The sequence below is a fragment of the Chryseobacterium piperi genome, assembly GCF_002285635.2.
Lineage (GTDB): Bacteria > Bacteroidota > Bacteroidia > Flavobacteriales > Weeksellaceae > Chryseobacterium > Chryseobacterium piperi.
In genome coordinates this window covers 2,430,670-2,457,328 of the sequence record NZ_CP023049.2, presented here as the reverse complement: position 1 = coordinate 2,457,328, position 26,659 = coordinate 2,430,670, and the positions used below count along the sequence as shown (strand labels likewise).

Below are 26,659 nucleotides of genomic sequence, written 5' to 3'. Positions count from 1 at the left end.
TTATTGTAATATAAAGTTAACAATCAGTATAATTCCCACAGCTAAAGACATGATAAGAATGTAAGTCTCAACATTTCCATTTTGAATACGTTTCATAGATCTTCCGCTATCTTCCGCGCCTTCGCCGACAAAGTCTACAAAGCGATCTAAGATACCCTTATCAAACATTTTTCCCCCACGTCCTAATCCTTCAACAGTTTTTACAATTAATGCATTGTAAAGTTCGTCAATATATAGTTTTTTAGCAGAAAGTTTTTCCCAACCGGTATAACTGTCTTCAGGAAGTGCCATCTTTTTCTTATTCACATAAGTGTTTTTAACGATGAACCATACGCTGAAGAACATAATCACTGTTGCTGCTAAAAGTATCATTTCTGTTTTAAAATCAACCCCTGAAAGCAACGCTTCCATTTGGTTGAAACTCTCCTCGGTAAATACCGGTTTTAACCACTCCATTAATTTTGCATAATGACCGTGACCGATAAAGTGAGGTAGATTAATAAAACCTCCAATTACAGAAAAGATAGCCAATACCACTAGTGGTAATGTCATATTCATTGGGCTTTCATGTAAGTGGTGTTTCTGCTCCTCTGTTCCTCTGAATTCTCCATGGAACGTAAGATAGTATAATCTGAACATATAAGTAGCTGTAATTGCTGCTAAAATAAATAGCATTACCCAGTAGATCGGGTTTTTAGCAAAAGCTGCTACTAAAATTTCATCTTTAGAGATCATCCCCGAAAGTAACGGGAATCCTGAGATTGCCAATGTTCCGATAAGGAAAGTAGCATGGGTAATAGGAATTACCTTTTTTAACCCTCCCATGAAACGCATGTCCTGCTCATTACTCATTGCGTGGATTACAGAACCTGCACCCAGGAACAATAAAGCTTTGAAGAATGCGTGTGTCATTACGTGGAACATGGCTGTTGTATAAGCACCTAATCCTAAAGCAATGAACATAAATCCTAGTTGTGAAACTGTAGAATAAGCCAATACTTTTTTAATGTCGTTTTGACGAAGTGCATAGAAACCTGCCAATGCTGCAGTTAAGAATCCTATCCATAGAATTCCGCCCTGAACAGTTGGAGCTAAAGTAAATAAGAAGTTAGATCTTACTACTAAATAAATCCCTGCCGTAACCATCGTTGCTGCGTGAATTAACGCAGAAACCGGTGTCGGACCTGCCATCGCATCCGGTAACCATGTATATAAAGGAACCTGAGCAGATTTACCGGTAGCACCAATAAATAAACTCGCTGTAATAAAGATAATTACTGTTCCGTCTAATTCAAATTTTGAAGCATTCTGAGCTACTGAAAGATAATCGATAGCATTGGTTTGAGAAGCAATCATGAAAATACCGATCAGTAAACCAAGGTCACCGATTCTGTTCATGATGAATGCCTTTCTTGCTGCCTTACCATATTCCTCGTTTGTAAACCAGAATCCGATCAACAGGTAAGAACATAAACCTACCCCTTCCCATCCAATGAAAAGGATCAGGTAATTGCTTCCCATTACTAAAAGTAACATGGAGAAGATGAAAAGATTCAGATAAGTAAAAAACTTATAGAACCCTTTATCATGACTCATATATCCGATAGAGTACAGGTGAATTAATGATCCGATACCTGTAATGATCATAATCATCATTAACGATAACTGATCGATCTGGAATCCAAAATTGATTTGAACTCCGTTGACTCTAAACCATTCAAAAGCTTTTACGATTACTGGCTGGCTTTCAGAATTGAAATTCATGAAAAGGCTGACAGCGATGCAGAAAGATCCGAAGACCACCGCAGTTGCTAACCCACCTACCAATATTTTTGGAAGATTCTTCCCAAATAAACCGTTAATAAGAAACCCTAAAAGTGGTAAAAGTATTATTGCATACACTAAATTTTCCATTCCTTATCCTCTTAATTTATTAAATATACTCACATCTACAGAACGGGTATTTCTATATAGCATAGCAATAATTGCCAAACCTACTGCTACTTCCGCAGCAGCAACCACCATAATGAAGAAAACTAAAAGTTGTCCGTCGCTATTTCCTTTATATGCTGAAAAAGCAGCCAATAAAAGGTTTACAGAATTAAGCATAAGCTCTACACAACCCAAAATTACAATAGCATTTTTTCTCAGCAATACTCCCAACACTCCCAAACAGAATAATACTGAAGAAAGAATGATGAAATAATTCAGAGGGACGCTTTGTATAAATGTATTTACTTCTCCCATAATTTTATAAATCTTTTTTACCGATTAATACCGCACCTACAATACCTGCCAAAATAAGGATGGAAGCAAGCTCAAACGGTAAAACATATTCATTAAACAAAAGTCTACCCAGAGTTTTAGTAAGACCAACGCCTCTGTCCACATTTTCCAGTACAATATGATTGTCCTGTATTCCTCTGAACACTCCTAAGATCCCTATTAATAAAAGACCGGCAGTAAAAACTCCAACAAATTTTAAAGTATTGTTCTTTTTACTTTCGTCTGTTTTATTAAGGTTAAGCATCATAAGGATATAAAGGAATAATACCATGATTGCTCCGGCATATACTATAATCTGAATGATTGCCAGGAACTGGGCATTCAAAAGAATGTACATTCCGGCAATTGAAAACATTGTAACAATTAATGACAAAATAGCATATAAAGGATTTTTTGCAAATACAAAATAAACCGCACTTGCTACTGCTAAGAAAGCCACCAAGAAAAATAAAAACTGATCCATTATTTTACCGCATTTTTTTGTTTCTCGGATTGTCTTGCTGTAATGTCAATCCTTTCATTAATCTTTTCTACTAATTTATCTTTTCCATAGATAAAAGAACCTCTGTTAGTTTCCACGTCCACCAATCTGTCTGTTAAATAGATGGCTGACTTTGGACAAGCTTCCTCACACATTCCGCAGAAAATACATCTTAGCATATTGATTTCATATACTGAAGCATACTTTTCTTCTCTGTAAAGGTGTTTTTCTTCTTTAGTTCTTTCAGAAGCGGTCATCGTAATGGCTTCTGCAGGACATGCAACAGCACAAAGTCCGCAAGCTGTACATCTTTCTCTGCCTTCTTCATCTCTTTTAAGAACATGATGACCACGCCATACTTTAGCTCTTGGTTTCTGTACTTCCGGATATGCATAAACGGCAGGAGCACCCTTTACCACGGTTCTTACAGCATGCTTGAATGTAATCCCCATACCTTTGAAAATCGCAGGTAAATAGATTTTCTCAGCAAGGGTCATTTCTTTGTTAGAAACAACTTTTGATCTATTAGTAAGTTTCATTTTTTTTATTATTAAATGTTAGAAGATGGAGCCGGAAGATAGATGTTATATGACATCATCACCATTATCACATCAACTCATTTTCAAATTATCAAATTTTTTAGTGTCCAAATGCTAAAATTAAAGCACCGGTAACAATTAGGTTCAATACTGCCAATGGAATTAATGTTTTCCATCCTAAGTGCATCAGCTGATCATATCTGAATCTTGGAAGTGTCCATCTGATCCACATAAAGATAAGGATTCCGATAATTGTTTTAGCTAAAAAGGCTACAATACTCAAAATTCCGGCAGTGTTCTCTCCCCAATGCTCGGTTACCCATTCAATTCCCGGATAATTATATCCTCCAAAGAAAAGAACAACCATAAACGCATTTGAAATAAACATGTTCACGTATTCCCCAAACATATACAATCCCAGCTTCATTGATGAATATTCCGTAGAATATCCGGTTACCAGTTCAGATTCACACTCAGGTAAATCGAAAGGGTGTCTATTGGTTTCTGCCAACGCAGCTACCATGAAAATAAGAAAGGCTAACGGCTGGTAGAAAATATTCCAGTTCATCCCGTCGATATGAATAAGCCCCCAAAGTTTCCCTGTAGTCTGAGTTTCAGTAATTACTTTTAAATCTAAACTTCCTGACATCATAATGATAGAAAGTAAAGCTAATCCCATTGCCAATTCGTAAGAAATCATCTGTGAAGAAGCACGGATCGCACCTAATAATGAGTATTTATTGTTAGAAGCCCAACCTCCGATCATGATTCCGTAAACTCCGATTGAAGCCATCCCGATAATGAATAATACACCCACATCAATATTCGCAACCTGAAGATCATAAGAGACACCTCCGATATTTAAGCTTTTACCCCAAGGAATAACTGCTCCTGTAATAAGTGAGATGAACATAACCAATGCCGGTCCAACTACGAAAAGGAATTTTTCTGCATTGGCAGGAGTAAAGTCTTCTTTAAAGAAGAATTTACCACCGTCAGCAAGTGGCTGCAATAATCCGAAAGGTCCTGCTCTGTTAGGCCCGATTCTATCCTGCATAATAGAGGCTACTTTTCTTTCTGCCCAGGTAGAGTAGGCTGCTATCGTTAATGAAAGTAAGAAAAGCGCTAGTACAAGTATCACTTTAAATGTAAGTAAATCCATTTTTTATATTAGATGTTAGATAGTAGAGGTTAAATGTTAGAAGATGAAAAGTCTTTTTAACATATTAACTAACTCATTATCAAATTTTCAAATTTTATTTTTCGTCTTTTTCGCTGATTTCTTTAGCCATCGGATTGTCTAAAACTCTTAGCTCATCCTTAGGTTTTTCATAATGGTTCAATGAAATCACAGAATGTCTGTCGATATGTCTAGGTCCTTCAATATTCCAGAATTTTAATTCTTTTCTATCAAAACGACAAGTATCACAGATGAATTCTTCAACTTCTCCCCACTGATCTTTTCTTGCAGTAACTCTTACAATTTCGTCACCTTTCATCCAAAGAACAGCTTTTCCTGAACATTTTTCACATTTACAAGTCGCATTCATAGGGCTTGTAAACCATACTCTGCTTGCAAAACGAGCCGTTTTGTCTGTTAAAGCTCCTACCGGACAAACATCGATAATGTTTCCAATGTAATCATTATCTAACGCTTTATTCAGGTATGTTGAAATTTCAGCGTGATCCCCTCTGAAAAGAATTCCGTGCTCTCTTGTTTCAGTAAGCTGATTAGCAGTAAGCACACATCTTGCACAAAGAATACAACGGTTCATATTCAATTTAATATTCGGACCAAGGTCGTCAGCTTCGTATGTGTTTCTTTCAAACTCAGTTCTGGTTCCTTCAACTCCATGTTCATATCCCAGATCCTGAAGATGACATTCTCCGGCCTGATCACAGATAGGGCAGTCTAGCGGGTGGTTGACCAATAAGAATTCAGTAACCGCTTTTCTACCTTCCTGAGCTTTGTCAGAAGTAAGATTTTTTACTTCCATCCCATCCATTACATTAGTTCTGCAGCTTGCCACTAATTTAGGCATAGGACGCGGATCTGCTTCAGATCCTTTAGAAACTTCCACTAAACATGTTCTACATCTACCTCCGCTTGTTTCCAATTTGCTGTAGTAGCACATTGCTGGAGGTACAGATTTCCCACCGATTTGTCTGGCCGCCTCCAGAATGGAAGTCCCAGGAAAAACTTCAGCAGTCTGTCCGTCTATAGTTATTTTGAATTTTTTAACTTCTTCGCTCATGTTGTATGCTTTAAGCTTTATGCATTAAGCAATAGGCTTTGTTATTTATATTTTTTCGTATTAAATGTATATCCAATTCCTGCAAGGACTTGTCCGAAAACGAAATCCTGTTGGGCTTTGTCTGGCTTATTATTTAATGTAGTCTTAATATCCCACATATTAATATAACCGGCTTTTCCTTCTAATCTTACCATCCAGTGGTTCCAAAGAACTAAGTTAAGACTGGCTCTTACATCGGTTCCCATCCCTGCTACATGAAAACGGTCACTTCTTTCATTACCAAAAAGCTTTACATTACTTTTCGGAAACATAAATCCGATTCCGGCTCCATAAGACCAAACCAAGTCAACGTTTTTCTTGTTGATAAGGCTTTGATATTTTTCAAGACCTAAATTTTCATAATTAAGTCCATCCGTATGCTCAAAAGTAAGAAACTGCTCATCTGCCAGGTTTACCTGTCCGTTCTCTACCATTCCTGCATATTTAGGATCTGAGATATGGCCTTTGAAATTAACGGTCTGATTCTGATCCATTACATATTTCATGTGGTCAATTCCCAAAACAAGGGCAAGATTATCTTTGATAAAGTAACCTGCTCTGAAATTATACTGTACCACAGTAAACCATGCAGGGTTTATATAAACAATCCCAAATTTTGTAGGTCTGTCCTGAGCTGATACGTTATTCAACTGGAAATTATAGTCACTTCCAGTGAAACGGATATCAGACTTACTGTAGGCTGCTCTGTTCCATCCAAAGAAAACAAACATCTGACCTTTTTTGGATAGTGGTTCAGGCTTTTGTTTTTTAGGAGTGGTAAACGATTCTAAGCTTCTTTCTACCAGTACAGTGTCCTTCTCTTTTTGTCCGAAAACAAAGTTTGACATCATTAAGCCAACAACAAATAATTTTTTCATCTATGCGTTTTTTTCAACAACTGGAATAGGATCTGCATAATTAGCCAATCCATAGTTTTGCGTTAAGCTTAATTCCGGATTCTTGATGTGCCACTCAAATTCATCTCTGAAATGGCGTATTGCTGCTGCTACAGGCCATGCTGCCGCATCTCCTAAAGGACAAATTGTGTTTCCTTCGATTTTTCTCTGGATATCCCAAAGTAAATCGATGTCTTCCATTTTCCCTTGTCCGTTTTCAATTTTCTTTAAAATTTTATACATCCATCCCGTTCCTTCACGACAAGGTGTACATTGTCCGCAACTTTCGTGATTATAAAATCTCGCTAAAGTCATGGTATGTTCCACGATACACTGGTCTTCATCTAAAACAATGAAACCTCCTGAACCCATCATTGTTCCGGTAGCAAAACCACCATCAGCCAAGGATTCATAATTCATATATCTAGGTTCTCCGTTTACGGTTCTCAGTAATAAGTTAGCAGGAACGATAGGAACAGAACTTCCACCCGGAATACAGGCTTTTAATCTTTTTCCGTTCGGAATACCTCCACAATACTCATCTGAATAAATGAACTCTTCAACGGTGATCGTCATATCGATTTCATACACTCCGGGTTTGTTAATATTTCCGCATGCAGAAATTAACTTGGTACCTGTAGATCTTCCAACGCCTATTTTAGCAAATTCAGCTCCGGTGATATTAATGATCGGAACTACAGCTGCAATAGATTCAACGTTATTTACCACTGTAGGTCTTTCCCAAAGTCCTTTTACAGCAGGGAATGGAGGTTTTAATCTAGGATTACCTCTTTTACCTTCAAGGGATTCAAGCAATGCTGTTTCTTCTCCACAGATATAAGCTCCACCACCTCTTTGAACATAAATTTCAAGATCGAAACCTGTTCCTAAGATGTTTTTACCTAAAAATCCAGCTGCTTTAGCCTCTTCAATGGCTTCTTCCAGAATATCCGGAATCCATGAATATTCTCCACGGATGTAGATGTAAGATGTATTGGAACCTAAACAGAAAGATGAAATAAGCATTCCCTCTATCAAAAGATGAGGAAGAAACTCCATCAGGTATCTGTCTTTAAAAGTTCCGGGTTCAGATTCATCTGCATTCACTACCAGGTGTCTTGGAACTCCTTCTGGTTTTGCCAGAAAGCTCCATTTCATCCCTGTAGGAAACCCTGCGCCACCACGACCACGAAGTCCTGAAGTTTTTACTTCTTCCAAAATCTCCTCGGGTGTCATCTTCAAGGCTTTTTCTGCTGCTTCATAACCTCCGTGTTTACGGTAAGTTTCGAAATAGCGAATACCTTCTATATGTGCGTCTTTAAGTAAAAGCTTTTTACTCATCGTATATTTTAATTAATCCAAAGCTACTCGTCCCTCTCTGCAAAGATCCAGGATTTCGTCTACCTTTTCTATCGTTAAATTTTCATGAAAGAATTTCCCCAACTGCATCATCGGTGCATATCCGCATGCCCCCAGACATTCAGCCGGCTTTAATGTGAACATACCATCTTCAGTAGTTTCTCCATCCTTAATGTTCAGCTTAGTTCTGATATGATTCAGAATTTTTTCGCTTCCACGAACCATACAAGGTCCGGTTCTGCAAACCTCTAAAACATATTTACCAACTGGTTTCATATTGAACATCGTATAAAAAGTAGCTACTTCATATACTTCAATTGGCTGTATACTCAACAATTCTGCAACATAATCCATTACAGGAACATCAAGCCAGCCTCCAAATTCTTTCTGTGCTATATGCAGAACAGGAAGAAGAGCAGACTTTTGTCTTCCTTCGGGATATCTTGCGATAATTTTATGTACTTGTTCTAAACTTTCCGGTTTAAAAGCTATTGTTTCGCTCATTTTTTATCTCTAAGATTAAAGAGTAAAGAACAAAGAAAAAAGATTCTTAAATTCAATATTCTAAATTCGTTTTATATTGGGTTGATGAAAGTCTTTATTCTTTCATCTTTATTCTAACTTCTTATTATGCGTCTAATTCTCCCGCAATAATATTCATACTACACATGGTTACAATCGCATCTGAAATTACAGAACCTGTAATCATTTCAGGGTAAGCCTGGTAGTAGATAAAACATGGTCTTCTAAAGTGTAGTCTGTAAGGTGTTCTACCTCCGTCACTCACTAAATAAAATCCTAACTCTCCATTTCCTCCTTCCACGGCATGGTATACTTCACCTTTAGGGATTTCAGTTTCTCCCATTACAATTTTGAAATGGTAGATCAATGCTTCCATTTTGGTATATACATCAGCTTTTTCAGGAAGGTAAAAATCAGGAACATCAGCATGGAAATCTCCTTCCGGAAGATTGTTATATGCCTGCTCGATTATTTTAAGGGATTCCCAAATCTCCTGTTGGCGAACCATAAAACGGTCGTAAGTATCTCCGGAAGTTCCTACAGGAATAATAAAGTCGAAATCGTTATAAGATGAATACGGTTGTGCTACTCTTACATCATAATCTACTCCTGTTGCACGTAGGTTAGGACCTGTAAATCCATAGCTCAAAGCACGCTCTGCAGAAATTCCTCCTGCGCCGATCGTTCTGTCCATGAAGATCCTGTTTCTTTCCAGTAATTGACCGAATTCAGCAAACTTCTTAGGGAATGTTTTAAGGAAATCTTTGATTAATTCATGACATTTTGGGGTCAAATCTCTTTCGAAACCTCCGATTCTTCCCATATTGGTTGTCATCCTTGCTCCGCAGATCTGTTCATAAATATCATAGATACGTTCTCTTTCGATGAACATATACGTAAGACCAGTAATGGCTCCGGCATCCATACCTGTTACCCCGTTACAGATTAAGTGATCTCCGATTCTTGCTAATTCCATAAGAATTACACGGATATAATCTACACGCTTAGGTACTTCAATCCCGATTAGTTTCTCTACCGTCATATGCCATCCTAAGTTGTTGATAGGAGCAGAGCAGTAGTTCATACGGTCGGTAAGGGTAGTGATCTGAGTGAAATTTCTTCTTTCAGAAATCTTTTCAAATGCTCTGTGGATATAACCTACTGTTTGCTCGGCATGAAGGATTCTTTCTCCATCCATCGTTAAGACATTCTGGAAAATCCCATGCGTAGCAGGGTGGGTAGGTCCTAAATTGAGGGTGTATAATTGACCATCAATCTGTTCCTTACTTTCGTATTGGTTAAGTATATTAGATAATGAGTTATCTTTCATAATATATAATTGATAATTGATAAGCGATAATTGATCATTAACCAATCATCATTAATCATTTATATTCCTTTTTTATCTTCCGAACATGCTGTCGTCCTTGTCTGTTCTTGTACCATCTTCAAGACGATATTCCTTCAGCATTGGGTGGTATCCAAGATCTTCCATATTTAGAATAGCTCTCAGATCCGGGTGTCCTTTAAATTTGATTCCATAGAAATCAAAAGTTTCTCTCTCCATCCAGTTGGCTCCGGCATATAATTCCGTTAAAGAATCAACTTCTACATTTTCTCTCGGCATAAATACTTTAAGACGTATTCTGAAATTGGCCATCATATTATGCAGGTGATAAATGACTCCGATTTCTTTTTCCGGGAATTCAGGATAATGAATTCCACAAATATCAGTTAGAAAATTAATTTCAAGAGATGAATCTCTAAGGTAATGAACTACCTTTTTGATATCCTCTTTTTTAATCTCTACCGTTAGCATTCCATAAGGCTCTGAACTTGAAATTACAGACTCCGGAAATTCTCTGGTTATTGCTTCTAATACAAATTCGTTTGTCATTTCCGTTAGTTGCTTATATTATAAGAATCCAATAGTTTCTGGTATTCAGGCATATCTCTTCTTCTGATGCTTTCGCTTTCTGCGAGAGCCTGAACCTGCATTACACCTTCAATAATCTGCTCTGGTCTTGGCGGGCATCCCGGAACGTAAACGTCTACCGGAATAATTTTGTCAATTCCCTGTAATACGGAATAGGTGTCAAAAATACCACCACTGGAAGCACAAGCTCCTACTGCAACCACCCATTTCGGCTCTGCCATCTGAGTGTATACTTCTTTTAGGACTGGTCCTAATTTTTTGGATATGGTTCCACAAACCATCAGCATGTCTGCCTGTCTTGGTGAGAAAGAGTTTCTTTCCATACCAAATCTTGCAGCATCAAATGTTGGATTCAGGGTAGCCATAAACTCGATACCACAACAAGAGGTCGCAAACGGTAGCGGCCAAAGAGAAAATTTTCTTGCCATCCCGATTACACTGCTCAGTTTCGTTGCGAAAAATCCTTCTCCTTCAAATCCTTCGGGAGCAGGTGCATCTGTTCTTATTATTGGTTTTTGATCTGACATTTTTTTATTAAATATTTAAAGACTAAAAATTTGAAAATTTGAAAAACATAACGTTTTAAAACCACTCAATCATTTAATCTTTTTAATGTTAAAATTTTATTTATCCCAATCTAGCGCGCCACGTTTCCAAACGTAGATAAATCCTACAAAGAAAATAGCGACGAATGTAAGTACGGCTAGAAATCCTTCAAATCCGAAATCCCGGAAGTTAACCGCATAAGGGTAAAAAAATACGATTTCAATATCGAAAAGGACAAACAATACAGCAGTCAGGAAATACTTAATGGAAAAGGGGGTTCTTGCGTTTCCTTCCACAGCAACTCCACACTCCCAGCTTTGGTTTTTCACAGAATTTCCTTTCTTCTGGCGTGGGCCCAAGAAATGTGCTCCAAGTAATGAAACCGCTACAAAAGCAATGGCAACACCGGCTTGGATTAAGATTGGAATATAACTTTCAGGTAAATTCATTTTTGCATTATTATCTCAATTTGCAAATTTAGCGAATAAACAAGAAAGCATGAAATTAATAAGCCTAAATGTAGGTCTAAAATAGGAAAAACCGGTAATTTAGAATTAATAAAAATAACGCTTATTTACGCATTTTTTTGAGGAGAGAGTAGGCCATAAATGAAATATAACCGAAGAGAATACTTGCGTACAGAATGTTGATTACGGTGTTCGTTTTATCATCTTCAGACTGAAGGAAGAAGTTGTAAATAATAAATCCTGCGATTAAAATTGCGAAGATAATAAGATGTGGTTTCATGTGAAGAGGGTTACAAGATTCGGGGTTCGTGGTTTCGTGTTTCGAGGTACGAGGTTCGTGATTCGCGTTGAAATTAGTAGAAGGTTTATGTTGGTCATATTTTCAATATTTTCATGATACTGATAAACTCGCATTCCGCATCTCGTATCTCGTATCTCGAAACTCTTAACCCGCATCCCGCAACTTATTTATTAATCATCAATGAGTATGTTCTTCTTCTTTTATGATTAACCGGGTTGTAATCTTGCCAAAGAAGCTGTACACTTTTATTTTCTTCCAGCTCAGGGTTGGTCTCTGCAAAATTAATTCCCATACTGGTAAAACGAACAAAAATCTCCTTAAAAATAATGGCGGTTACCCCTCTTCTCTGGTATTCGGGATGGATGCCGATAAGGTAAAAATTAGCACGGTCATTCTTCTTGCCGGCCTGAAGGAAATGCCACCATCCAAAAGGGAATAATTTACCTTTGGCTTTTTGTAAAGCCTTTGAATAAGAAGGCATTGTAATCGCAAAGGAAATCAATTGCTGGTTCTCATCTACGACACAAATCACATAATTTTTGTCGATGAAAGGGAAGTATTTTTCCTTATAGGTTTTGATCTGCTCATCCGAAATAGGAGTGTAAGTGGAGAGATGTTTGTATGTTTCATCCAATAGCTTAAACATGGGTTCTACAAAAGGTAAGATCTCTTCTTTCGAGTTAAATCTTAAAACCTTAAGCTTGTATTTCTGAGCAATCAGTCCGCTAAATTTCTCTACTTTTTCAGGTAAGACTTTAGGAAAATTCATTTCATACTCTACCCATTCTTTTTCTTTGGTAAGACCTAGTCTTTCCATGTGTTTCGGATAGTATTCATGATTGTATATCCCAATCATTGTGGCCAATTTGTCAAACCCCATAGTCAGCATTCCTGCCTTATCAAGATTGGTAAATCCCATCGGCCCTTCAATCATATCGATGTTGTGTTCCTTTGCATATTCGATTGCCTTTTGAATTAATGCATCGGAAACCTCTTCATCATCAATAAAATCTATCCAGCCGAAACGAACCTTCTTGATTCCTAATTCTTTTTCTTCCTTATGATTGATAATTACCGCTATTCTCCCTACTATTTTATTGTCTTTTTTTGCCAGATACTGTTTTGATTCTGAGTAATGTAATGCCGGATTTTCTTTAGCGTCCCAAATTTTGATTTCATCTTTTATGAAAGACGGAACATAATATGGATTGCCTTTATATAAATCCATTGGGAACTTTACAAATTGCTTTAATTCGTTCGGGGTTTTTACTTCAAGAACTGAAACTTTAGACATAGTTGTGTAGGGGTAATTAAAAGGCAAAGATAAATAATAAAATGTAATACTTTGGCACAGTTTTTACATCTTACAGGGTAAAAATATCTATAAAATCTTATTAAAATGATTGGTTATTATGTAATTATTGGAATTTCAATGCTGGTGAGCTGGTATGTTTCATCAAAGTTGAAGTCCAAATTTGAGTATTATTCCAATGTACACCTTCGAAATGGCCTTTCAGGAAAAGAAGTAGCTGAAAAAATGTTAAGAGATAACGGAATTCATGATGTTCAGGTAATTTCGGTTCCCGGGCAACTGACAGATCATTATAATCCTGCCGATAAAACAGTTAATCTTTCAGAAGGAGTGTACATGCAGAGGAATGCAGCTGCGGCGGCAGTAGCAGCACACGAATGTGGCCATGCGGTACAGCATGCAGTAGGATATTCCATGCTGCAGCTTCGTTCAAGATTAGTGCCTATCGTGAATATCAGTTCTAATTTAATGCAGTTTGTTCTTATTGCAGGTATTGCCATTATGGCAGCAAGCAGAAGTATTGAAAATCCTAACGGAAATACAACGGTTTTAGCAATCGGAGTTATTTTGTTTGCATGTACAACACTTTTTGCATTTGTAACGCTTCCGGTAGAATATGACGCAAGTAACAGAGCTATGAAATGGCTGAAAGATACAGGGACAGTAACGCCTGAAGAATATGTTGGGGTACAGGATAGCCTAAAATGGGCTGCAAGAACGTATGTAGTAGCAGCTCTTGGGTCGCTGGCACAACTTCTCTATTGGGTATCGATCCTGATGGGAGGAAGAAGAAATTAGTCTTTAAATTCAAAAGAAACATATTGCATCTCAGATAATTTATCTGAGATGTTTTCTTTTTGAGCCAGTTTCAGAGAGGCTGTGAGAATACAGTTTTCATCTGCATCAAAATTTAAAACTTTTGCATCAAATTTAGAGAGTAAGGTGAAGATAGTATTCTGTTGACTGAAACTGAATTGAATTTCAATTTCCGTTTCCAGTTCGCGGGTAATGATAGCTGTTTCTTCAAGGGTGAATTTTGCAGATTCTTTATAAGCTTTAACCAGACCGGAAACTCCTAATTTCGTTCCTCCATAATACCGGACAACAATAACCAGAACATTGGTAATTTCATGAGCCAGTAATTGATTGTAGATCGGAAGTCCGGCACTACCGGAAGGCTCTCCGTCGTCATTCGCACGATAATTTTCTCCATTGAGACCGATCCTGAAGGCATAGCAGTGGTGGGTTGCCTTGGGGTGTTCTGTTCTAACCTTTTCCAAAGCATCCTTAAGCTCATCTTCGTTATTGACAGGGTATGCAAATCCTATAAACTTGCTCCCTTTTTCTTTTATTAAAGTGTTTTCGACCGGTTGGTCTATGGTTTTGTATTCGTGCATCATTGTTGAACCTGCTTTATCTAGGCAAAAGTATTAAATGATTTATTAAATGAAAAAGAATGTCTAAAATACCGTCCATATGGGCGGTAAAGTTATTTTAAATGCAGAGCAATGTTATTTCTAAAATTCCAGTATTTACTTGCCTGTATTTGATAAATAAAAAGATACTGTATTATCTCTGAAGCTTTCTGTCGTATGTGCTTTAAAACTGAAATCAGGAGCTTTTGTCCCATTTCCAAGTTTTAGATCTTCATTTTTGATGACTATCGCTTCGTCCCATAGATCATCATCAATAAACTGTTGTAAAGTAAAGCGTCCACCCTCTATAATGACAGACTGAATCTGTTCCTGATATAAAGCTTTCATGAGATCTGAAAGGAAATGTTCTTTTTCAATTTTAATCCAGTGGATATTTCCTTCACTGGCTTCTTTGATAGTATTAAAGACCAAAGTCTTTGCTTCATTATTATATATCTTAAAATCACGAGGTACCTTTAAATCAAAGTCGATTAGAACTCTAACGGGGTTAATGCCCTCAACATTTCTGACGGTCAGACCTGGATTGTCATTAAGTGCCGTTTGGGTACCTACTAAAATGGCATGTTCGTCTGCTCTTAGCTGGTGAACAAACTGATTGACTAAAGCGTTCGAAATTGAAGTCGGTTTAAAATTTTTATCAAGAAAACCATTCCCGGATTCTGCCCATTTTAAAATAATATAGGGACGCTTCTTTTCGTGGTAGGTGAAGAATCGTTTATTGAGATCGATACATTCTTTTTCTAAAATTCCGGAAATTACCTCTATTCCTGCATCCTGAATAATTTTTTTACCTTTTCCGTTAACCTTATCGTGAGAGTCCATTGCTCCAATCACAACCTTCTTAAATCCAAGCTCCTTGATTTTTAAAGCACATGGAGGTGTTTTTCCATAATGAGCACAGGGTTCCAGTGAAACATAGATGGTTGATTCCGGAATAAGCGATAGATCAGCCACGGAATTGATGGCATTGATTTCAGCATGGCTTTCTCCGGCTTTGTGATGGTAGCCTTCCCCGATGATGGTATTATTGTGTACAATGACACTTCCTACTAAAGGATTGGGATAGGTTTTGCCCAAAGCTTTTTGGGCTAATTCAATACACCTTTTAATATATAATTCGTCCTGCATGATATGAAAAAAAAGCGAAGTCAAATTTCTTTGCTCCGCTTTTTACTGTTTTTTATGGATTATTCTCCAACAATAATGTTGTGGAGGTTTTGTCTTAAAGTTTCCAGATGAGCTTTCTTTTCATCGATTGTATTGAACGTATCCGTTAACAAAGGATTGTCTCTGGATGGCTTGTTGAAGAATGATAAGTTGTTCTCTAATTTTACAATTTCAGATTCTAAATCAGAAATTTGACTCTTGATCTTTCTCGCTTTGTCTGTGAGTTGATTTTCAGATAGGCCATCTTCCTTCAGCTCAAGTTCATTGATTTTATTAAGCTTCAGCTTCTCTCTCAATGTTTTATTGAATTCAGAGTTGATTGAAATTTTATCTCTTGGAACTTTCCCGATATTATTCCAGGCAGTTTTGATCGTTTCAATTTTCTCGATACTTCCTTCGTCATTGGAAATGGTTTTCAATTCTTCGAGAAGCTCTCTTTTGTTTTTATAGTTTTCTTTCCAGTTATCGGTAGAGGCGTTGCTCTTCTCTCTGTAGTTGTTAAAGAAAGTGTTACATGCGTCACGGAATTCGTCCCAGATTTTATTGGTCATGCTTTTAGGAACGTGGCCAATCTTTTTCCAGTCTTCCTGTAGCTTTTTAAACAAAGGAACAGCGATATCCCACTCCTCATTATTCATATTGTCCTGAGCAGTCTGGATTAATTTTAATTTTTCCTCCAGGTTAGTTTGCTGAGAACCTTTTAAAGATTTATAATAATTGTTCTTTGTTGTATTAAAACCTCTAAGCGTTGTTTTGAATTCATTCCAGTTCTGGTTGGAAAGCTTTCTTGGAACGCTTCCTGTTTTTAAGAAATCAGAACGTAAATCTTCCACTCTTTTAATGGCATTCTGCCAATAGTTATGATTAGGAGTTTCAGAAGGCTCAGATAATTTTTTAATCTCTGCAATAATCTGGTTTTTCTTTTCAAGGTTTTCCGTTTGCTCAGATTCTATAGCAGCCGAAAGTTCAGATTTTCTTTCGTGGATTTTATTGGAGATCTCTTTGAACTCTTCCCATGTCTTTTCGCGGAATTCTTCTGCTACCGGCTCAGCTTCTTCTTTCCAAAGCTTATGAAGATATTGTAATTCATTAAGTGCTTTTTGAATTACCGGCTCATTTTCCAACTCTTTGGCGCGGGCAATAATATGTTGTCTTTTTTCAAGATTATGCCCATATTCCTGCTCCAAAAACTCTTTATTCAGATCCAGCATCTGATAGAACTGATTCAGGTGATGGAAATAATTATTGTTAAGAATTTTAAATTCAGATTTAGCTACCTGTCCTGCATTAGACCAATCTTCTTTGATCTCACGAATAGATTTGAAAAGGTTAGTGTTCGGTTCTGAGTTGGTATACAGATTTTTAAGTCTTTCAATGATGGTCTGGCGGTGTTCCAGATTTTTTTTCTGCTCTTCTTCCTGACCTTTTTGGAAGTTGTCATGTTTTTCTCTGAAAATATTAACGAGTGCAGAAAGTCTTGACTGTAAAGGATGCTCAAAGCTGAAATTTTCAGGAGCGTTTCCAGCTTCTACATATTCATGCTTTTTGTCTTCCACTTCATCATGGATGTAATGACTTGCTTTTTCTTTGAGTTGGTTGAATCTTTTTACATCTTCACCCGCATTAGGAGTGTTGATGATTTTTTCCATTTCTTTTAAGGCATCAGTTAAAGAAATATCGGTATCAGCATGTTCTTCAATAGACTCAGCTTCTTCATGCTGATTTTCTTCTTGAGGCACAATGTTTTCCGAGGTCTCTTCTTGGGATACTTCGATAGGATTCTTCTTTTCTTCGTTTTCAGAAAGGTTATTTTCTGTTGTCATAGCAAATCTTTTATGTGAGTGGCGTTAATATCTGTTGTATATAGCTAAAAAGCCAATTAATGCACTAATTTATGTTATTTTTTTTGAAAATTCCAAATTTCCCAAGCTTTTTCTGCTTGCTGTTCAAGCATGTAAAAACCATTCACAGTCTTTGCTCCTTTTTCCGAGGCATTAATAATGAATTGTGTGTAGTTAGGGTTGTATATTAAATCGATGATAAGATGTTCCTGAGAAAGTCCCTCAAATGGGAATTTTAAGCAATCTTCCACATTGGGAAAGGTACCTACCGGCGTGGTCTGAATAATGAGTTTATGCTTTTGAACAGCTTCTGCATCAAGATTATCAAAATTTAATATTGAATTCCTCGAGACGGTTTCCGAGGATATCCCATTTTTATCCAAAACATACTTTACGGCTTTTGCGGCACCTCCGTTTCCAAGAATTAATGCAGATGTATGATGCGGTTTTTTATGAAGCAGTAAGGTTTTTTCAAATCCGTAAGCATCCGTATTGTATCCGGTTTTTTTTCCATTTTGGATGAATACGCAGTTCACGGCTCCGATTACTTGTGCCTCTTCGCTTAATTCGTCCAGATAGTCAATGATTTTTTCCTTATAAGGAATGGTTACATTAAAGCCTAAAAGCTCTGGTGTTGTGAATAAGCTTTCTACTTCTTCCATCTCACCGAGATCGAAAATGTCATAAGAAAAGCCTTTCAGCATAAGTTTCTGGAATTTATCTTCGAAAAATTTTTTAGAAAAAGAATAAGAAATATTTCTTCCTATTAAGCCTAATTTTTTATTGGAATCCATCTATCAAAAATAAAAAAAAGACCGAATAAATCGGCCTTTTAATTAAAAATATTTTAAGTTATTCTACAATGAATTTCGTAGAAATATCATCTGTTTTAAGGATGTAGTTGCCTTTTGTAAGACCTTTTAAATTAATTCTATTACCGTTTTTGAACGGATTGGCAATTACTTCAATCAGTTTTCCTGAAAGATCATAGATTTCTGCTTTTGAAATTTTGCTCAGGTTATCACCTTTTACAAAAAGCTCATTGTTCTTAATAGGGTTAGGATATACAAGGAAATCGGATTGGCTTTTCATTACGTCTATAGTTCGCAATGTTGAATTACAGGTCCAACTAAGATCATCCATAGCTACCCTATTGGTTGCTGACGGGTTGATTATTTTAATGACGGCGTTTCCGGAAACATTAATATTGTCAATAGTTGTGGTAGTTATAGCTGTGCTATAGGGTATGGTTCCTACAATGTTTCCATTCACTTCGACGTTTAGCATTCCTGAACTTCCAGAGTATTTCCGCTGCGTCGTTAAAGTAAGGCTTTGAATTCCTCCGGAAATGGTAGAACTTGTAAGGCTTCCATTTCTGATGGTGATTGCTTTTCCGTTGATGGTTTCATCCGTTCTTGCTGATGTGGCATTCCAGGAAATACTGTTATTCGTCCATGTTCTATTCGTGTACGAGTTGGCATTGGCTGTTGGAATGGTTTCAAATGTTTCTGTTCCGCAACTTCCTCCTGCCTGTTCTTCAAGAGTAGTTCCTGTAGCAATATTGCTTTGTGGGGAAGAATTCCCCCCGGCATCTCTGGCAATTACATAAAAGTTATATGTTGTAGAAGGAGATAACCCTGAAATAACAGCAGTAGTTCCTGAAACGGAAGTTCTTAAAGTGTTATCCATATAGATATCATATCCGGTTACTCCGATATCATCCGTAGCTGCAGTCCAGTTCAAAGAAATTGAACTGGCTGTTGGATTATTGGTTGTTAAATCAGTGGGTGCGGTTGGAGCTTGAGTATCCACAACCGGTGCTCCCCAAATTAAGGCGACATATTCAGGATTGTCTATAAATGGGTTTCTATTTTTCTGATAATCATAGGCTGCATTGTTTCGCGCAATTTCTGCCGGTGAAACAGGATCTAAAATATCCCAGGCTAATAATTGATTAAGCTCCCATGTTTGAAGTCCCGGAAATGGGGAACCTCCAAGCATATTTCCACTACTGAAATCTACCAGTTGAGTTTCGTATCTTGTTACAAAATAAAGGATCATTCTGGCAATATCGCCTTTAAAAGCATCAATAGGTTCAAATACAATTCCTGAATATCCCGGAGAAGCAGAGTTGCCTACCTTAGACCCATTCAGAGAGGTGTAGGACGCTGTTTCTACTTTTCCAAAAGGATAGTTGGATCTCATTCCATTTACTTTACCATCAGTAGCAGGGACGAAATGGATATCGGATCTCATGGGTAGTGCTTGATTGAAAAGGCTCTGGGGGACAATATGCTCTCTATTGTAGCAGTCTCCTTCGTTGCTGTAGGTTCCACATCGGTCTGTTCCGTAGGTATAATTATATGGGTCTGGGCCAGTGGGGTTTTCAGAGTACATATCCAGAATAGTTCCGTCATTTTCATAAAAATAATCACGGTCAGTCGTCTGATAGGCTGTCCATAATCCATTATATCCATGATCTTGATGGCCATTGGTGATAATTAGGTTTAATTTTGATTTAAGGGCAGTTCCTGTTAATCCGGTGGTCCCATCGTAATATCCTGTAGGAATTTGTGCAAATGCATGAGTACATGTCAATGCCAATAAAAAAGATAATAAAATTTGTTTCATTTGTTTGTGAATTATCAAACAAAGGTACAAAAAAGCGAATTTTACCAGTATTAACTTTTAGTAATATACTCTTTGCTGATCTTTGAAAACACCCATGAAATAATGATTCCGAATAGGGAAGCGGTAACGGATACAATGAGGTAATTTTTCCCCACAATCTTTACCGGGAACGGAAGTGTTTCGTTCGCTTTAAAAAACTCTGTGTAAAATTGGAAATAGCATAGTGCTGTTCCCAGAATTAATCCCGAAATAATCCCTGATATCACTATAAGAGCTCCGGTATAAAAATATATTCTTCTCAAATGGCTTAATGGAAAACCTAATGAGATCAATGATCTCGCCTGTTCCTTTTTATCAAGCTGAAGGATAATAATTGCTCCTGCCAGATTAAAGGTCGTAATAAAGATGACCAATGCAAAAATTAGATAAATGAAAAGCTTTTCCGTATTGATCATTTTCCAGAAAGCTGCATTCTCTTCTTCTTTGGTTTTGATCTCAATATTTTTGCCCAATGTGGAAAGAAGCTTATCTTTCATCACATCAGCATTTTCCGGATTTTTTAATTTAACGACAATCTGATAGGCTGAATTTTTAGGAAGATTCAGCAATTGTTCGGTTAATTCAATAGGGGAAATAATATAGCTGTCCAATTGGTCTTTTCCGGGGAAAATACCGGTAACGAGAATATCTTTTTTGTTGTAAATATCTTCTTCTTTATTGATGATTCCCAGTCCGGGTTTCGGCATAAAGATCGTTGCATAATCCTTTGAAGAAGCAACGGGAATAGATAATCTGTTATCCAGTGAGTTCTCCATTAAAACTTCGTTCGAGTATTCAAAGCTCGGATAGTTACCATAGAAAACATCTTTATCAATAGGGTTGACAATGGTATATGCAGAATCAACGCCTCTCAGATAGGCAATATCTCCTTTACCATTATAATTGATATACACCTTTTCTTCAATGACTCTTGAAAAGCTGGCAATATCTTTGTTTTTTTTAAGGACATCTTCAATTGTAGGTAAATTCTTCAGGGTTTTTCCTGATGAACTTTTGATCGTCAGATCAGCGTGAAGATTAGAGATCAGATCTTTATTAAGGTCTTCAAGACCCGAAAAAACTGAAATAATGACAAACATTGCAGTCACGGCAACCATCATAGCTCCCACGGATAGCCATGTGATAAAAGTAACCGCAGTGCTCCCTTTTTTAGCTAAAAGGTATCGGGAAGCGATATAAAATGCAATGTTTTTCAAAATCTATAATACAGGATTGTCACCTTCACCTCTTAATTCTTTTTCCAGTTTTTCAACATCGTCAAGAGTGGTGTCAAGATAAAAATTAAGCTGTGGAATAATACGAACCTGTTTTGCCATTTTCTGACCGATAAAGTTTCTGTATTGGGTTTTGTTTTCCTCGATTTCCTTCATAATAGTAGAACGGAATTCCTGAGGGAAAATGCTTAAATAGATTTTTGCAATTCCTAAGTCTGCAGTTACCTTAACATCAGAAACGGAAACTAAAAAGTTCTGTTTGCTGTCTGCAGCCTGCTTGCGGAATAATTCTGCGAAATCTTCCTGTATAATCTGTGCTACTTTTCTTTGTCTGTTACTTTCCATAATTTATGCAAATTTAGTACTTTTGTTTGAATTGCTCATTTGAAATTTGATGGGTGACTCAAATTTACGATTTAATTATAGTATTTTACGTATGAAGTTAGAACATATCGGTATTGCCGTACAATCTTTAGGAGTTTCAGATGAACTTTTTGAAAAGCTCCTGGGAAAACCCTCTTATAAAAAAGAAACCGTGGAAAGGGAAGGGGTAGTGACCTCATTTTATCAAACCGGAGAAAGTAAGATAGAACTTTTGGAAGCCAGTAATCCCGAAAGTCCGATCTCAAAATTCATTGGTAAAAAAGGGGAAGGAATCCATCACTTGGCTTTTGGTGTTGAAAATATTCTTGAAGAGATAAAAAGATTAAAAAAAGAAGGCTTTCAGTTTATCTCCGAAGAGCCGAAAGAAGGTGCTGATAACAAATTAGTTGTATTCTTGCATCCCAAATCTACCAATGGAGTACTGGTAGAACTTTGTCAAGAAAAGTAATAAAAAGTTTTGTAGTGAAAGAAATTTTACTATTTTTGCAAGCACAAAATTTAACCAAGTTTTGAGGTCCTATAGCTCAGTTGGTTAGAGCACCTGACTCATAATCAGGTGGTCCCTGGTTCGAGCCCAGGTGGGACCACTACTCGGAAGCCTTTTCCACATTGGGTTTCCGAGTTTTTACTCAGCTTTAACAAAGGTAGAAAATGTTCAAAAGTCAACATGACCGTCAACATTAAATCTACCATTATGAGAAAAAGAAAAAAAGAATTAATCAAACTTCTTAACGGTTGTTCAAGAACTGAAGTTTATTTTTCCCCAAAAGATTGCTTACTTTTGAAAGCAAATTCAGAATTTCCACGCAACTGGTTTGTAGAATGCAGATTTTATGATCCAGAATACAAAGAAGCTTATCCATATCCTAAAGGCTTTCAATATCGCAAAAAGTTTTCTGGTGATGATCTCCAAGTTTTAAAATTAACAGCTAAACTTTTTAAGGAAGAAATGGAAAAAATGTTGGATGAAAAGAAATTCAATCCAATATCTAAAAATTACATGACTGAAAGAAAAACTTACTTTCATCCATATATGCCATTTGTAAAGGCTCTCGAAAAAGCTTACGATAATCTTAAATCGAGTTGGTCAAAAAATCATGCTAAAGAAGTTAAAAGATGTATAGGTCATGTTAATAATATTAAAGATAAATTAGATTTCTCAGAACTATTAATTAGTGATGTTAGAACATGGCATATCAAAACCATTTTGGATGAATTAGAACTGACTAATTCTGTTTTTAATAAATCCAGAAGTTATTTACAAGCTTGTTTTAAAGAACTTACTCAATATGGATGTTGTGAAAATAATCCTGTTAATGGAGTTTCCAAAAAAATTGAAGAAGAAACAATAAGAGAAGTTATTTCGGAAAATAAATTGAAATATGTTTTTAAATTTCTTCAAGATAAATATTATACTTTTTTCAGATATGGGAAAATATTTTTTTATTCTGGAGGTCGTACAACTGAATTGTTTAGGGTGCAGAAAAAGCATGTCGATTTAATAAACCAAGAGTATAAAGTTCTAATAAAAAAAGGAAAGCAATATACTTGGGTGAAAAAAGTGATTATTCCTGCATCTTACTCTTATTGGAAAGAAGTGATTGATCTGTGTGAAGATAATGATGATTTTTTATTTTCAAAAAATTTAGAACCGGGTTCGGTGGCTATAAGTGCTAAACAAATTTCTATAAGATGGAAAAGACACGTTAAAGATAAGGTTATAAAAGATGACCATGGAGAAATCATTGAAGTAACTGAAGATTTCTATAGCTTAAAACATTTATTTTTAGATAAATTAGATGAAATGAGCACAGCCCCAATTATCCCGATTGAAAGTCCATCACAAAGAATGGCAAATCATACTACTGAAAATACAACTAATATTTATACTAAAGGGAAGACTTCCAGAAAAAATGCTGATTTAAAAAGAATAAAATTGATAATTTAATTTGTACCATGAAAACACTAAAGCTATTTTACGAAATAAAAACACAGCAATATTTTGTATTGTACAGATCAGCCGGGAAAGAACTCTTTTTTAAAGTTGACCAAGTGAATCCGATTATGCTGTCGAGAGAAATAGAGCATGCTATGTTTTTAAATAAGCATGAGAGGGAAAAGATCATTGAAGAAATGGAAGAGTTTTCAAGAGAAGAAATTCAAAAATTAGAAGAAGGGTTCTAAAATAAAAAAGCCCCTACATAGAGGGGCGACCTATAAAAAAAACAACTTTACTAAAAATTATTTATTTAAATATAATAAAATTATATTAATAAAAAAACCTACAAATTAATTGTAGATCTTAAATTGAAAGTAAAAATTTATAAATGAATTGTGAAAAAAAATATTAAATAACTAAACAAAACTTGTGCCTTTATACTTATTTTTTTTAAATTTGATGTTCATCCTATCATCACTTCCCTTAATTGGGAAGTTTTACTGAAAATCATCATTATTAAAATAACAACTACCAAGGAGTCTTTCAATTGAAGGGCTCCTTCTTTGTTAAAGTAAAAACGCAACAAAAAAGTTGGAAATTTGCATACTATTTGTATATTTGTTTGTATAAATGTGTGAACATTTATGTAGAAAAAACTTCAAAATATTATGAAAAAAGTAAGATTTAACAATCGAAAAGTAAAAACCTCCTATCTATTGCCAAGAAGAAATTTTATTGTAGGGATGGGAAGTATCTTTAACCTTCGAGGTAGTTATTTTGATTATGACACATCTGTTACAGAAAAAATTGCAGATCGTAGAGCTATTGAAAATGACTGGGAAATGATAGGACAAGATCTTAGAAATGCTAAGCAAAAATTAGAAAGCTGCTATTAAAAAACATATGACACCAAAAAACGCAAAAATAAATGAGACTCATGATGATCAAAGAACTCAACACCAAAGTGAACAAGACTTATCTTTACAGGAAATACAAGAGGATATAGAAGAAATAGAGCCTGAATTTTTAGATGATTTACCTCCTGAGCAAAGGAAAAAATTCTTGAGTCTAGTTAGGACTATCTCAATAAGACAGGCTTCCATGCATTCTGGTCCTCTTCCAAGACCAGAAGATATTGAAAAATACAACATGATCATTCCTAATGGCGCTGAAAGAATTATGAAAGAGGCAGAGCTGCAAAGCGCACATAGAAGATCGATGGAAAATAAAGTTATAGATTCTGATAATAAACAATCTGCAAAAGGACAAATCTTTGGATTGGTAATTTCCTTAATTTGTATAGGAGGAGCTATTTCACTAGGCCTTTTGGACCAGCCGTGGTTAGGAGGAATTTTAGCAACTACAACAGTCATTGGATTAGTTACAGTATACGTTTTAGGTAAGAGCGCGCAGTTTCCTAATAACAATAACGAACCTGAATAAAATTTTCTGAAACATCTCGTATGAAAACAATGTCACAAAAAAAAGAGTATGACGGAATCTAACCGTCTTTAAGTAAGAAAACTAATCTAATAAATAAAAAAGCCTCCTTTTATAGGGGGCTTTTTAGATAATACATCTCATTTTTTAATTAGACATTATAATTGAAAGTGTGGAGGATCGTAAGGTCTTCTCCAATCACCTCCCCATGTTATTGGTATTTCTAATCTTTTAGCCGTGGCTTTAATATGATCAGAAATCAATTTCAAATTTTTAATTGTATCTCGGTGATTGACTTGAACTTGTCCTAAGAAAAAAGGATATATATCCACTGCATGCCCGAATCCATCCGGCTTTACCTGATGATTAGATTTATTTCTAACCCCGTCTGCATTAGTTACCCTTTTGCCGGGTCGTGTTCTCCCTTGAGCAAAAAGCTCTTGCTGTCTTTTTAGAGTTCTCACCCCCTCAACTACGGTGAAGTCTACCGGACTATTTGTAATTGATTCTTTGATTAATCTTACCAAGTTAGGGTGAACTCCTTCAAGGCTAGATAAACTTCTTTTTCCTAAAAAATATGCCATAGTTTTAAATCTTTCTTTTTGTTATTATGTATTTTATCAAGGGGATGAATATCACGCCTGAAATAAATATTAGAGCGTATAACCACCATGAAGGCTTGTTACTTTCCAAAGAAGATCTTAACTCCTTTTGTAGCTCAGTGTTTTTAGCCTGAAGATTTATATTTTCTTTCTCGCTGGTCGCAAGCTCTAGCTCTGCATTCTTTAACCTCGTATCAAGAGCAGATGTATTTTCAAAGCGAATCTCTGAATTTTCATCAACCGGAATATTTGTTTCATTTCCCTTCGAATCCTTAATTGTCATTGTTCTGGGATTAACTGGATTATCAGATCTGGTTGACTCATTACATTTATCTATTCTGGGAATTACTGAAATTCTTGTTTTTGTCAAATCTGACACTTGAAAATCAGAATCTTTTCTAGTAATTTTAGAACTTGCTTCAGAAGTGTTATTTAGAGAAATTTGACTTTCATTTTTAATTTCTCTTTTCTCTATTTTCTTCAGTCTGGAACCACAAGAAAGTAAGATTATGCTAATCAGTAGGAGTAGTAGGCTCTTCATCATTTTTTTGTTTTTGTGAGTTCAAATATTCATTAACGTCTCTAGCAATCTGGTCAAAGTTTCTATTTTTGGCTATAGCACTAATCAAAGCCCCGGCTTCATGAAAACGTTGTTTATCTTCCGCCTTCTCATAAATGGATTTTAATTCAATAAGACTTAATCCAATGGCGCCACATAGAGTTAAAAATGGAAAGAAGGGAATATTATATTTGTGAAACTCGTTGAGATACCAAATACATGTCATTTGCATAGAATCAATTACAACTAATGCAAACATGACATTATAGTATCTTCCTAACTTTTCAACTGTTCGTTTGAATCCGTAACTAGACCGTGATACATTGTTTTTTTTGGCTTTCATTACTCCACTCCATAAGTCAGCCATTACGATGAGAAAAACCTCCATATTGAGTGCAAATAAAATCCAGAGATTAATAATTATTTTTTCCATTATTTACCATTCAG

At 36.1% G+C, this 26,659-nt stretch carries 31 protein-coding genes and 1 tRNA gene; 7 read left to right on the top strand and 25 right to left on the bottom strand.

The features are described from left to right. The 15 genes from nuoL to CJF12_RS10635 form a co-directional block, all read right to left on the bottom strand. Window positions 1–1,914, bottom strand: coding sequence for an NADH-quinone oxidoreductase subunit L (gene nuoL, locus CJF12_RS10700; protein WP_034686497.1), 1,914 nt, complete (start codon window positions 1,912–1,914; stop codon window positions 1–3). Between the two features lie 3 nt (window positions 1,915–1,917). After that, window positions 1,918–2,247, bottom strand: a complete 330-nt coding sequence (nuoK, locus tag CJF12_RS10695) for an NADH-quinone oxidoreductase subunit NuoK (protein WP_034686496.1) — start codon at window positions 2,245–2,247, stop codon at window positions 1,918–1,920. A gap of 4 nt (window positions 2,248–2,251) precedes the next feature. Continuing rightward, the gene (locus CJF12_RS10690) at window positions 2,252–2,749 is read right to left on the bottom strand and encodes an NADH-quinone oxidoreductase subunit J family protein (protein ID WP_034686495.1); all 498 of its coding nucleotides are present in this window, start codon (window positions 2,747–2,749) and stop codon (window positions 2,252–2,254) included. Then, window positions 2,749–3,306 carry a NuoI/complex I 23 kDa subunit family protein gene (locus CJF12_RS10685; RefSeq protein WP_034686493.1) on the bottom strand — a complete coding sequence of 186 codons (558 nt, stop codon included), beginning with the start codon at window positions 3,304–3,306 and terminating at the stop codon, window positions 2,749–2,751. The genes CJF12_RS10690 and CJF12_RS10685 overlap by 1 nt, the downstream gene beginning before the upstream one ends. Before the next feature lie 100 nt (window positions 3,307–3,406). Further along, entirely contained in the window at window positions 3,407–4,468 is a 1,062-nt protein-coding gene (gene nuoH / locus CJF12_RS10680) for an NADH-quinone oxidoreductase subunit NuoH (RefSeq protein ID WP_034686491.1), read from the bottom strand. Window positions 4,469–4,562: 94 nt separating this feature from the next. Then, window positions 4,563–5,561 carry a 2Fe-2S iron-sulfur cluster-binding protein gene (locus tag CJF12_RS10675; protein ID WP_034686490.1) on the bottom strand — a complete coding sequence of 333 codons (999 nt, stop codon included), beginning with the start codon at window positions 5,559–5,561 and terminating at the stop codon, window positions 4,563–4,565. Window positions 5,562–5,602: 41 nt separating this feature from the next. Next, the gene (locus tag CJF12_RS10670) at window positions 5,603–6,478 is read right to left on the bottom strand and encodes a hypothetical protein (protein WP_034686489.1); all 876 of its coding nucleotides are present in this window, start codon (window positions 6,476–6,478) and stop codon (window positions 5,603–5,605) included. Beyond that, window positions 6,479–7,837, bottom strand: a complete 1,359-nt coding sequence (nuoF, locus tag CJF12_RS10665) for an NADH-quinone oxidoreductase subunit NuoF (RefSeq protein WP_034686488.1) — start codon at window positions 7,835–7,837, stop codon at window positions 6,479–6,481. A gap of 12 nt (window positions 7,838–7,849) precedes the next feature. Continuing rightward, window positions 7,850–8,359 (bottom strand): NADH-quinone oxidoreductase subunit NuoE family protein, encoded by a 510-nt coding sequence (locus CJF12_RS10660; protein ID WP_034686487.1) that lies wholly within the window; start codon window positions 8,357–8,359, stop codon window positions 7,850–7,852. 124 nt (window positions 8,360–8,483) lie between these two features. Next, entirely contained in the window at window positions 8,484–9,707 is a 1,224-nt protein-coding gene (gene nuoD, locus CJF12_RS10655) for an NADH dehydrogenase (quinone) subunit D (protein ID WP_034686486.1), read from the bottom strand. A 72-nt stretch (window positions 9,708–9,779) separates the two neighbouring features. Next, window positions 9,780–10,274: an NADH-quinone oxidoreductase subunit C gene (locus tag CJF12_RS10650; protein ID WP_034686484.1), complete on the bottom strand. Its 495-nt coding sequence runs from the start codon at window positions 10,272–10,274 to the stop codon at window positions 9,780–9,782. 5 nt (window positions 10,275–10,279) lie between these two features. Further along, complete coding sequence (locus CJF12_RS10645; protein ID WP_034686483.1) at window positions 10,280–10,840, bottom strand: NADH-quinone oxidoreductase subunit B; 561 nt, start codon at window positions 10,838–10,840, stop codon at window positions 10,280–10,282. Between the two features lie 96 nt (window positions 10,841–10,936). After that, complete coding sequence (locus tag CJF12_RS10640) at window positions 10,937–11,308, bottom strand: NADH-quinone oxidoreductase subunit A (RefSeq protein WP_034686482.1); 372 nt, start codon at window positions 11,306–11,308, stop codon at window positions 10,937–10,939. Window positions 11,309–11,429: 121 nt separating this feature from the next. Further along, window positions 11,430–11,606: a hypothetical protein gene (locus CJF12_RS20030; RefSeq protein WP_165569125.1), complete on the bottom strand. Its 177-nt coding sequence runs from the start codon at window positions 11,604–11,606 to the stop codon at window positions 11,430–11,432. 184 nt (window positions 11,607–11,790) lie between these two features. Beyond that, window positions 11,791–12,921 (bottom strand): hypothetical protein, encoded by a 1,131-nt coding sequence (locus tag CJF12_RS10635; protein ID WP_034686481.1) that lies wholly within the window; start codon window positions 12,919–12,921, stop codon window positions 11,791–11,793. A gap of 105 nt (window positions 12,922–13,026) precedes the next feature. Here CJF12_RS10635 and CJF12_RS10630 point away from each other — a divergent pair, with 105 nt between their 5' ends. Then, window positions 13,027–13,737, top strand: coding sequence for a zinc metallopeptidase (locus CJF12_RS10630; RefSeq protein WP_185097171.1), 711 nt, complete (start codon window positions 13,027–13,029; stop codon window positions 13,735–13,737). On the opposite strand, the gene CJF12_RS10625 is transcribed toward CJF12_RS10630, so the two are convergent. The 7 genes from CJF12_RS10625 to rbfA all read right to left on the bottom strand — a co-directional run bounded on the left by CJF12_RS10625 (window position 13,734) and on the right by rbfA (window position 21,633). Then, complete coding sequence (locus CJF12_RS10625; protein ID WP_034686479.1) at window positions 13,734–14,336, bottom strand: IMPACT family protein; 603 nt, start codon at window positions 14,334–14,336, stop codon at window positions 13,734–13,736. The genes CJF12_RS10630 and CJF12_RS10625 overlap by 4 nt on opposite strands. Before the next feature lie 135 nt (window positions 14,337–14,471). Further along, on the bottom strand, window positions 14,472–15,503 hold the full coding sequence (ribD, locus tag CJF12_RS10620; RefSeq protein WP_034686477.1) for a bifunctional diaminohydroxyphosphoribosylaminopyrimidine deaminase/5-amino-6-(5-phosphoribosylamino)uracil reductase RibD: 1,032 nt from the start codon (window positions 15,501–15,503) through the stop codon (window positions 14,472–14,474). Between the two features lie 59 nt (window positions 15,504–15,562). After that, window positions 15,563–17,365 (bottom strand): DUF349 domain-containing protein, encoded by a 1,803-nt coding sequence (locus tag CJF12_RS10615; RefSeq protein WP_034686476.1) that lies wholly within the window; start codon window positions 17,363–17,365, stop codon window positions 15,563–15,565. Between the two features lie 74 nt (window positions 17,366–17,439). Next, a complete protein-coding gene (locus CJF12_RS10610; RefSeq protein ID WP_034686475.1) occupies window positions 17,440–18,177 on the bottom strand; it encodes a shikimate dehydrogenase family protein in 738 nt (245 codons plus the stop codon). Between the two features lie 58 nt (window positions 18,178–18,235). Next, the gene (locus CJF12_RS10605; protein ID WP_034686473.1) at window positions 18,236–20,014 is read right to left on the bottom strand and encodes an endonuclease; all 1,779 of its coding nucleotides are present in this window, start codon (window positions 20,012–20,014) and stop codon (window positions 18,236–18,238) included. A 50-nt stretch (window positions 20,015–20,064) separates the two neighbouring features. Next, window positions 20,065–21,270: an ABC transporter permease gene (locus CJF12_RS10600; RefSeq protein WP_034686471.1), complete on the bottom strand. Its 1,206-nt coding sequence runs from the start codon at window positions 21,268–21,270 to the stop codon at window positions 20,065–20,067. A 3-nt stretch (window positions 21,271–21,273) separates the two neighbouring features. After that, window positions 21,274–21,633: a 30S ribosome-binding factor RbfA gene (rbfA, locus tag CJF12_RS10595; RefSeq protein ID WP_034686469.1), complete on the bottom strand. Its 360-nt coding sequence runs from the start codon at window positions 21,631–21,633 to the stop codon at window positions 21,274–21,276. 91 nt (window positions 21,634–21,724) lie between these two features. Between rbfA and mce the strand changes: the two genes are divergently transcribed. The 6 genes from mce to CJF12_RS10565 all read left to right on the top strand — a co-directional run bounded on the left by mce (window position 21,725) and on the right by CJF12_RS10565 (window position 25,054). After that, window positions 21,725–22,120 (top strand): methylmalonyl-CoA epimerase, encoded by a 396-nt coding sequence (mce, locus tag CJF12_RS10590; protein ID WP_034686467.1) that lies wholly within the window; start codon window positions 21,725–21,727, stop codon window positions 22,118–22,120. Window positions 22,121–22,185: 65 nt separating this feature from the next. Continuing rightward, window positions 22,186–22,259, top strand: a tRNA-Ile gene (locus CJF12_RS10585). Window positions 22,260–22,366: 107 nt separating this feature from the next. Further along, window positions 22,367–23,620, top strand: a complete 1,254-nt coding sequence (locus tag CJF12_RS10580) for a site-specific integrase (RefSeq protein WP_131329567.1) — start codon at window positions 22,367–22,369, stop codon at window positions 23,618–23,620. 8 nt (window positions 23,621–23,628) lie between these two features. After that, window positions 23,629–23,856 carry a hypothetical protein gene (locus CJF12_RS10575; RefSeq protein WP_034686463.1) on the top strand — a complete coding sequence of 76 codons (228 nt, stop codon included), beginning with the start codon at window positions 23,629–23,631 and terminating at the stop codon, window positions 23,854–23,856. A 423-nt stretch (window positions 23,857–24,279) separates the two neighbouring features. Next, complete coding sequence (locus CJF12_RS10570; RefSeq protein ID WP_034686462.1) at window positions 24,280–24,507, top strand: hypothetical protein; 228 nt, start codon at window positions 24,280–24,282, stop codon at window positions 24,505–24,507. A 7-nt stretch (window positions 24,508–24,514) separates the two neighbouring features. Further along, window positions 24,515–25,054 carry a DUF2335 domain-containing protein gene (locus CJF12_RS10565; protein ID WP_034686461.1) on the top strand — a complete coding sequence of 180 codons (540 nt, stop codon included), beginning with the start codon at window positions 24,515–24,517 and terminating at the stop codon, window positions 25,052–25,054. A 155-nt stretch (window positions 25,055–25,209) separates the two neighbouring features. On the opposite strand, the gene CJF12_RS10560 is transcribed toward CJF12_RS10565, so the two are convergent. Genes CJF12_RS10560 through CJF12_RS10550 form a run of 3 tightly spaced genes read right to left on the bottom strand, consistent with a single transcriptional unit; the run spans window position 25,210 to window position 26,645 of the window. After that, window positions 25,210–25,635 (bottom strand): M15 family metallopeptidase, encoded by a 426-nt coding sequence (locus CJF12_RS10560; protein ID WP_034686460.1) that lies wholly within the window; start codon window positions 25,633–25,635, stop codon window positions 25,210–25,212. A 4-nt stretch (window positions 25,636–25,639) separates the two neighbouring features. Continuing rightward, complete coding sequence (locus tag CJF12_RS10555) at window positions 25,640–26,197, bottom strand: hypothetical protein (protein WP_099668556.1); 558 nt, start codon at window positions 26,195–26,197, stop codon at window positions 25,640–25,642. Next, window positions 26,166–26,645, bottom strand: coding sequence for a phage holin family protein (locus CJF12_RS10550; RefSeq protein WP_034686454.1), 480 nt, complete (start codon window positions 26,643–26,645; stop codon window positions 26,166–26,168). Before CJF12_RS10550 ends, CJF12_RS10555 begins: the two co-directional genes overlap by 32 nt. Window positions 26,646–26,659 lie beyond the last annotated feature (14 nt).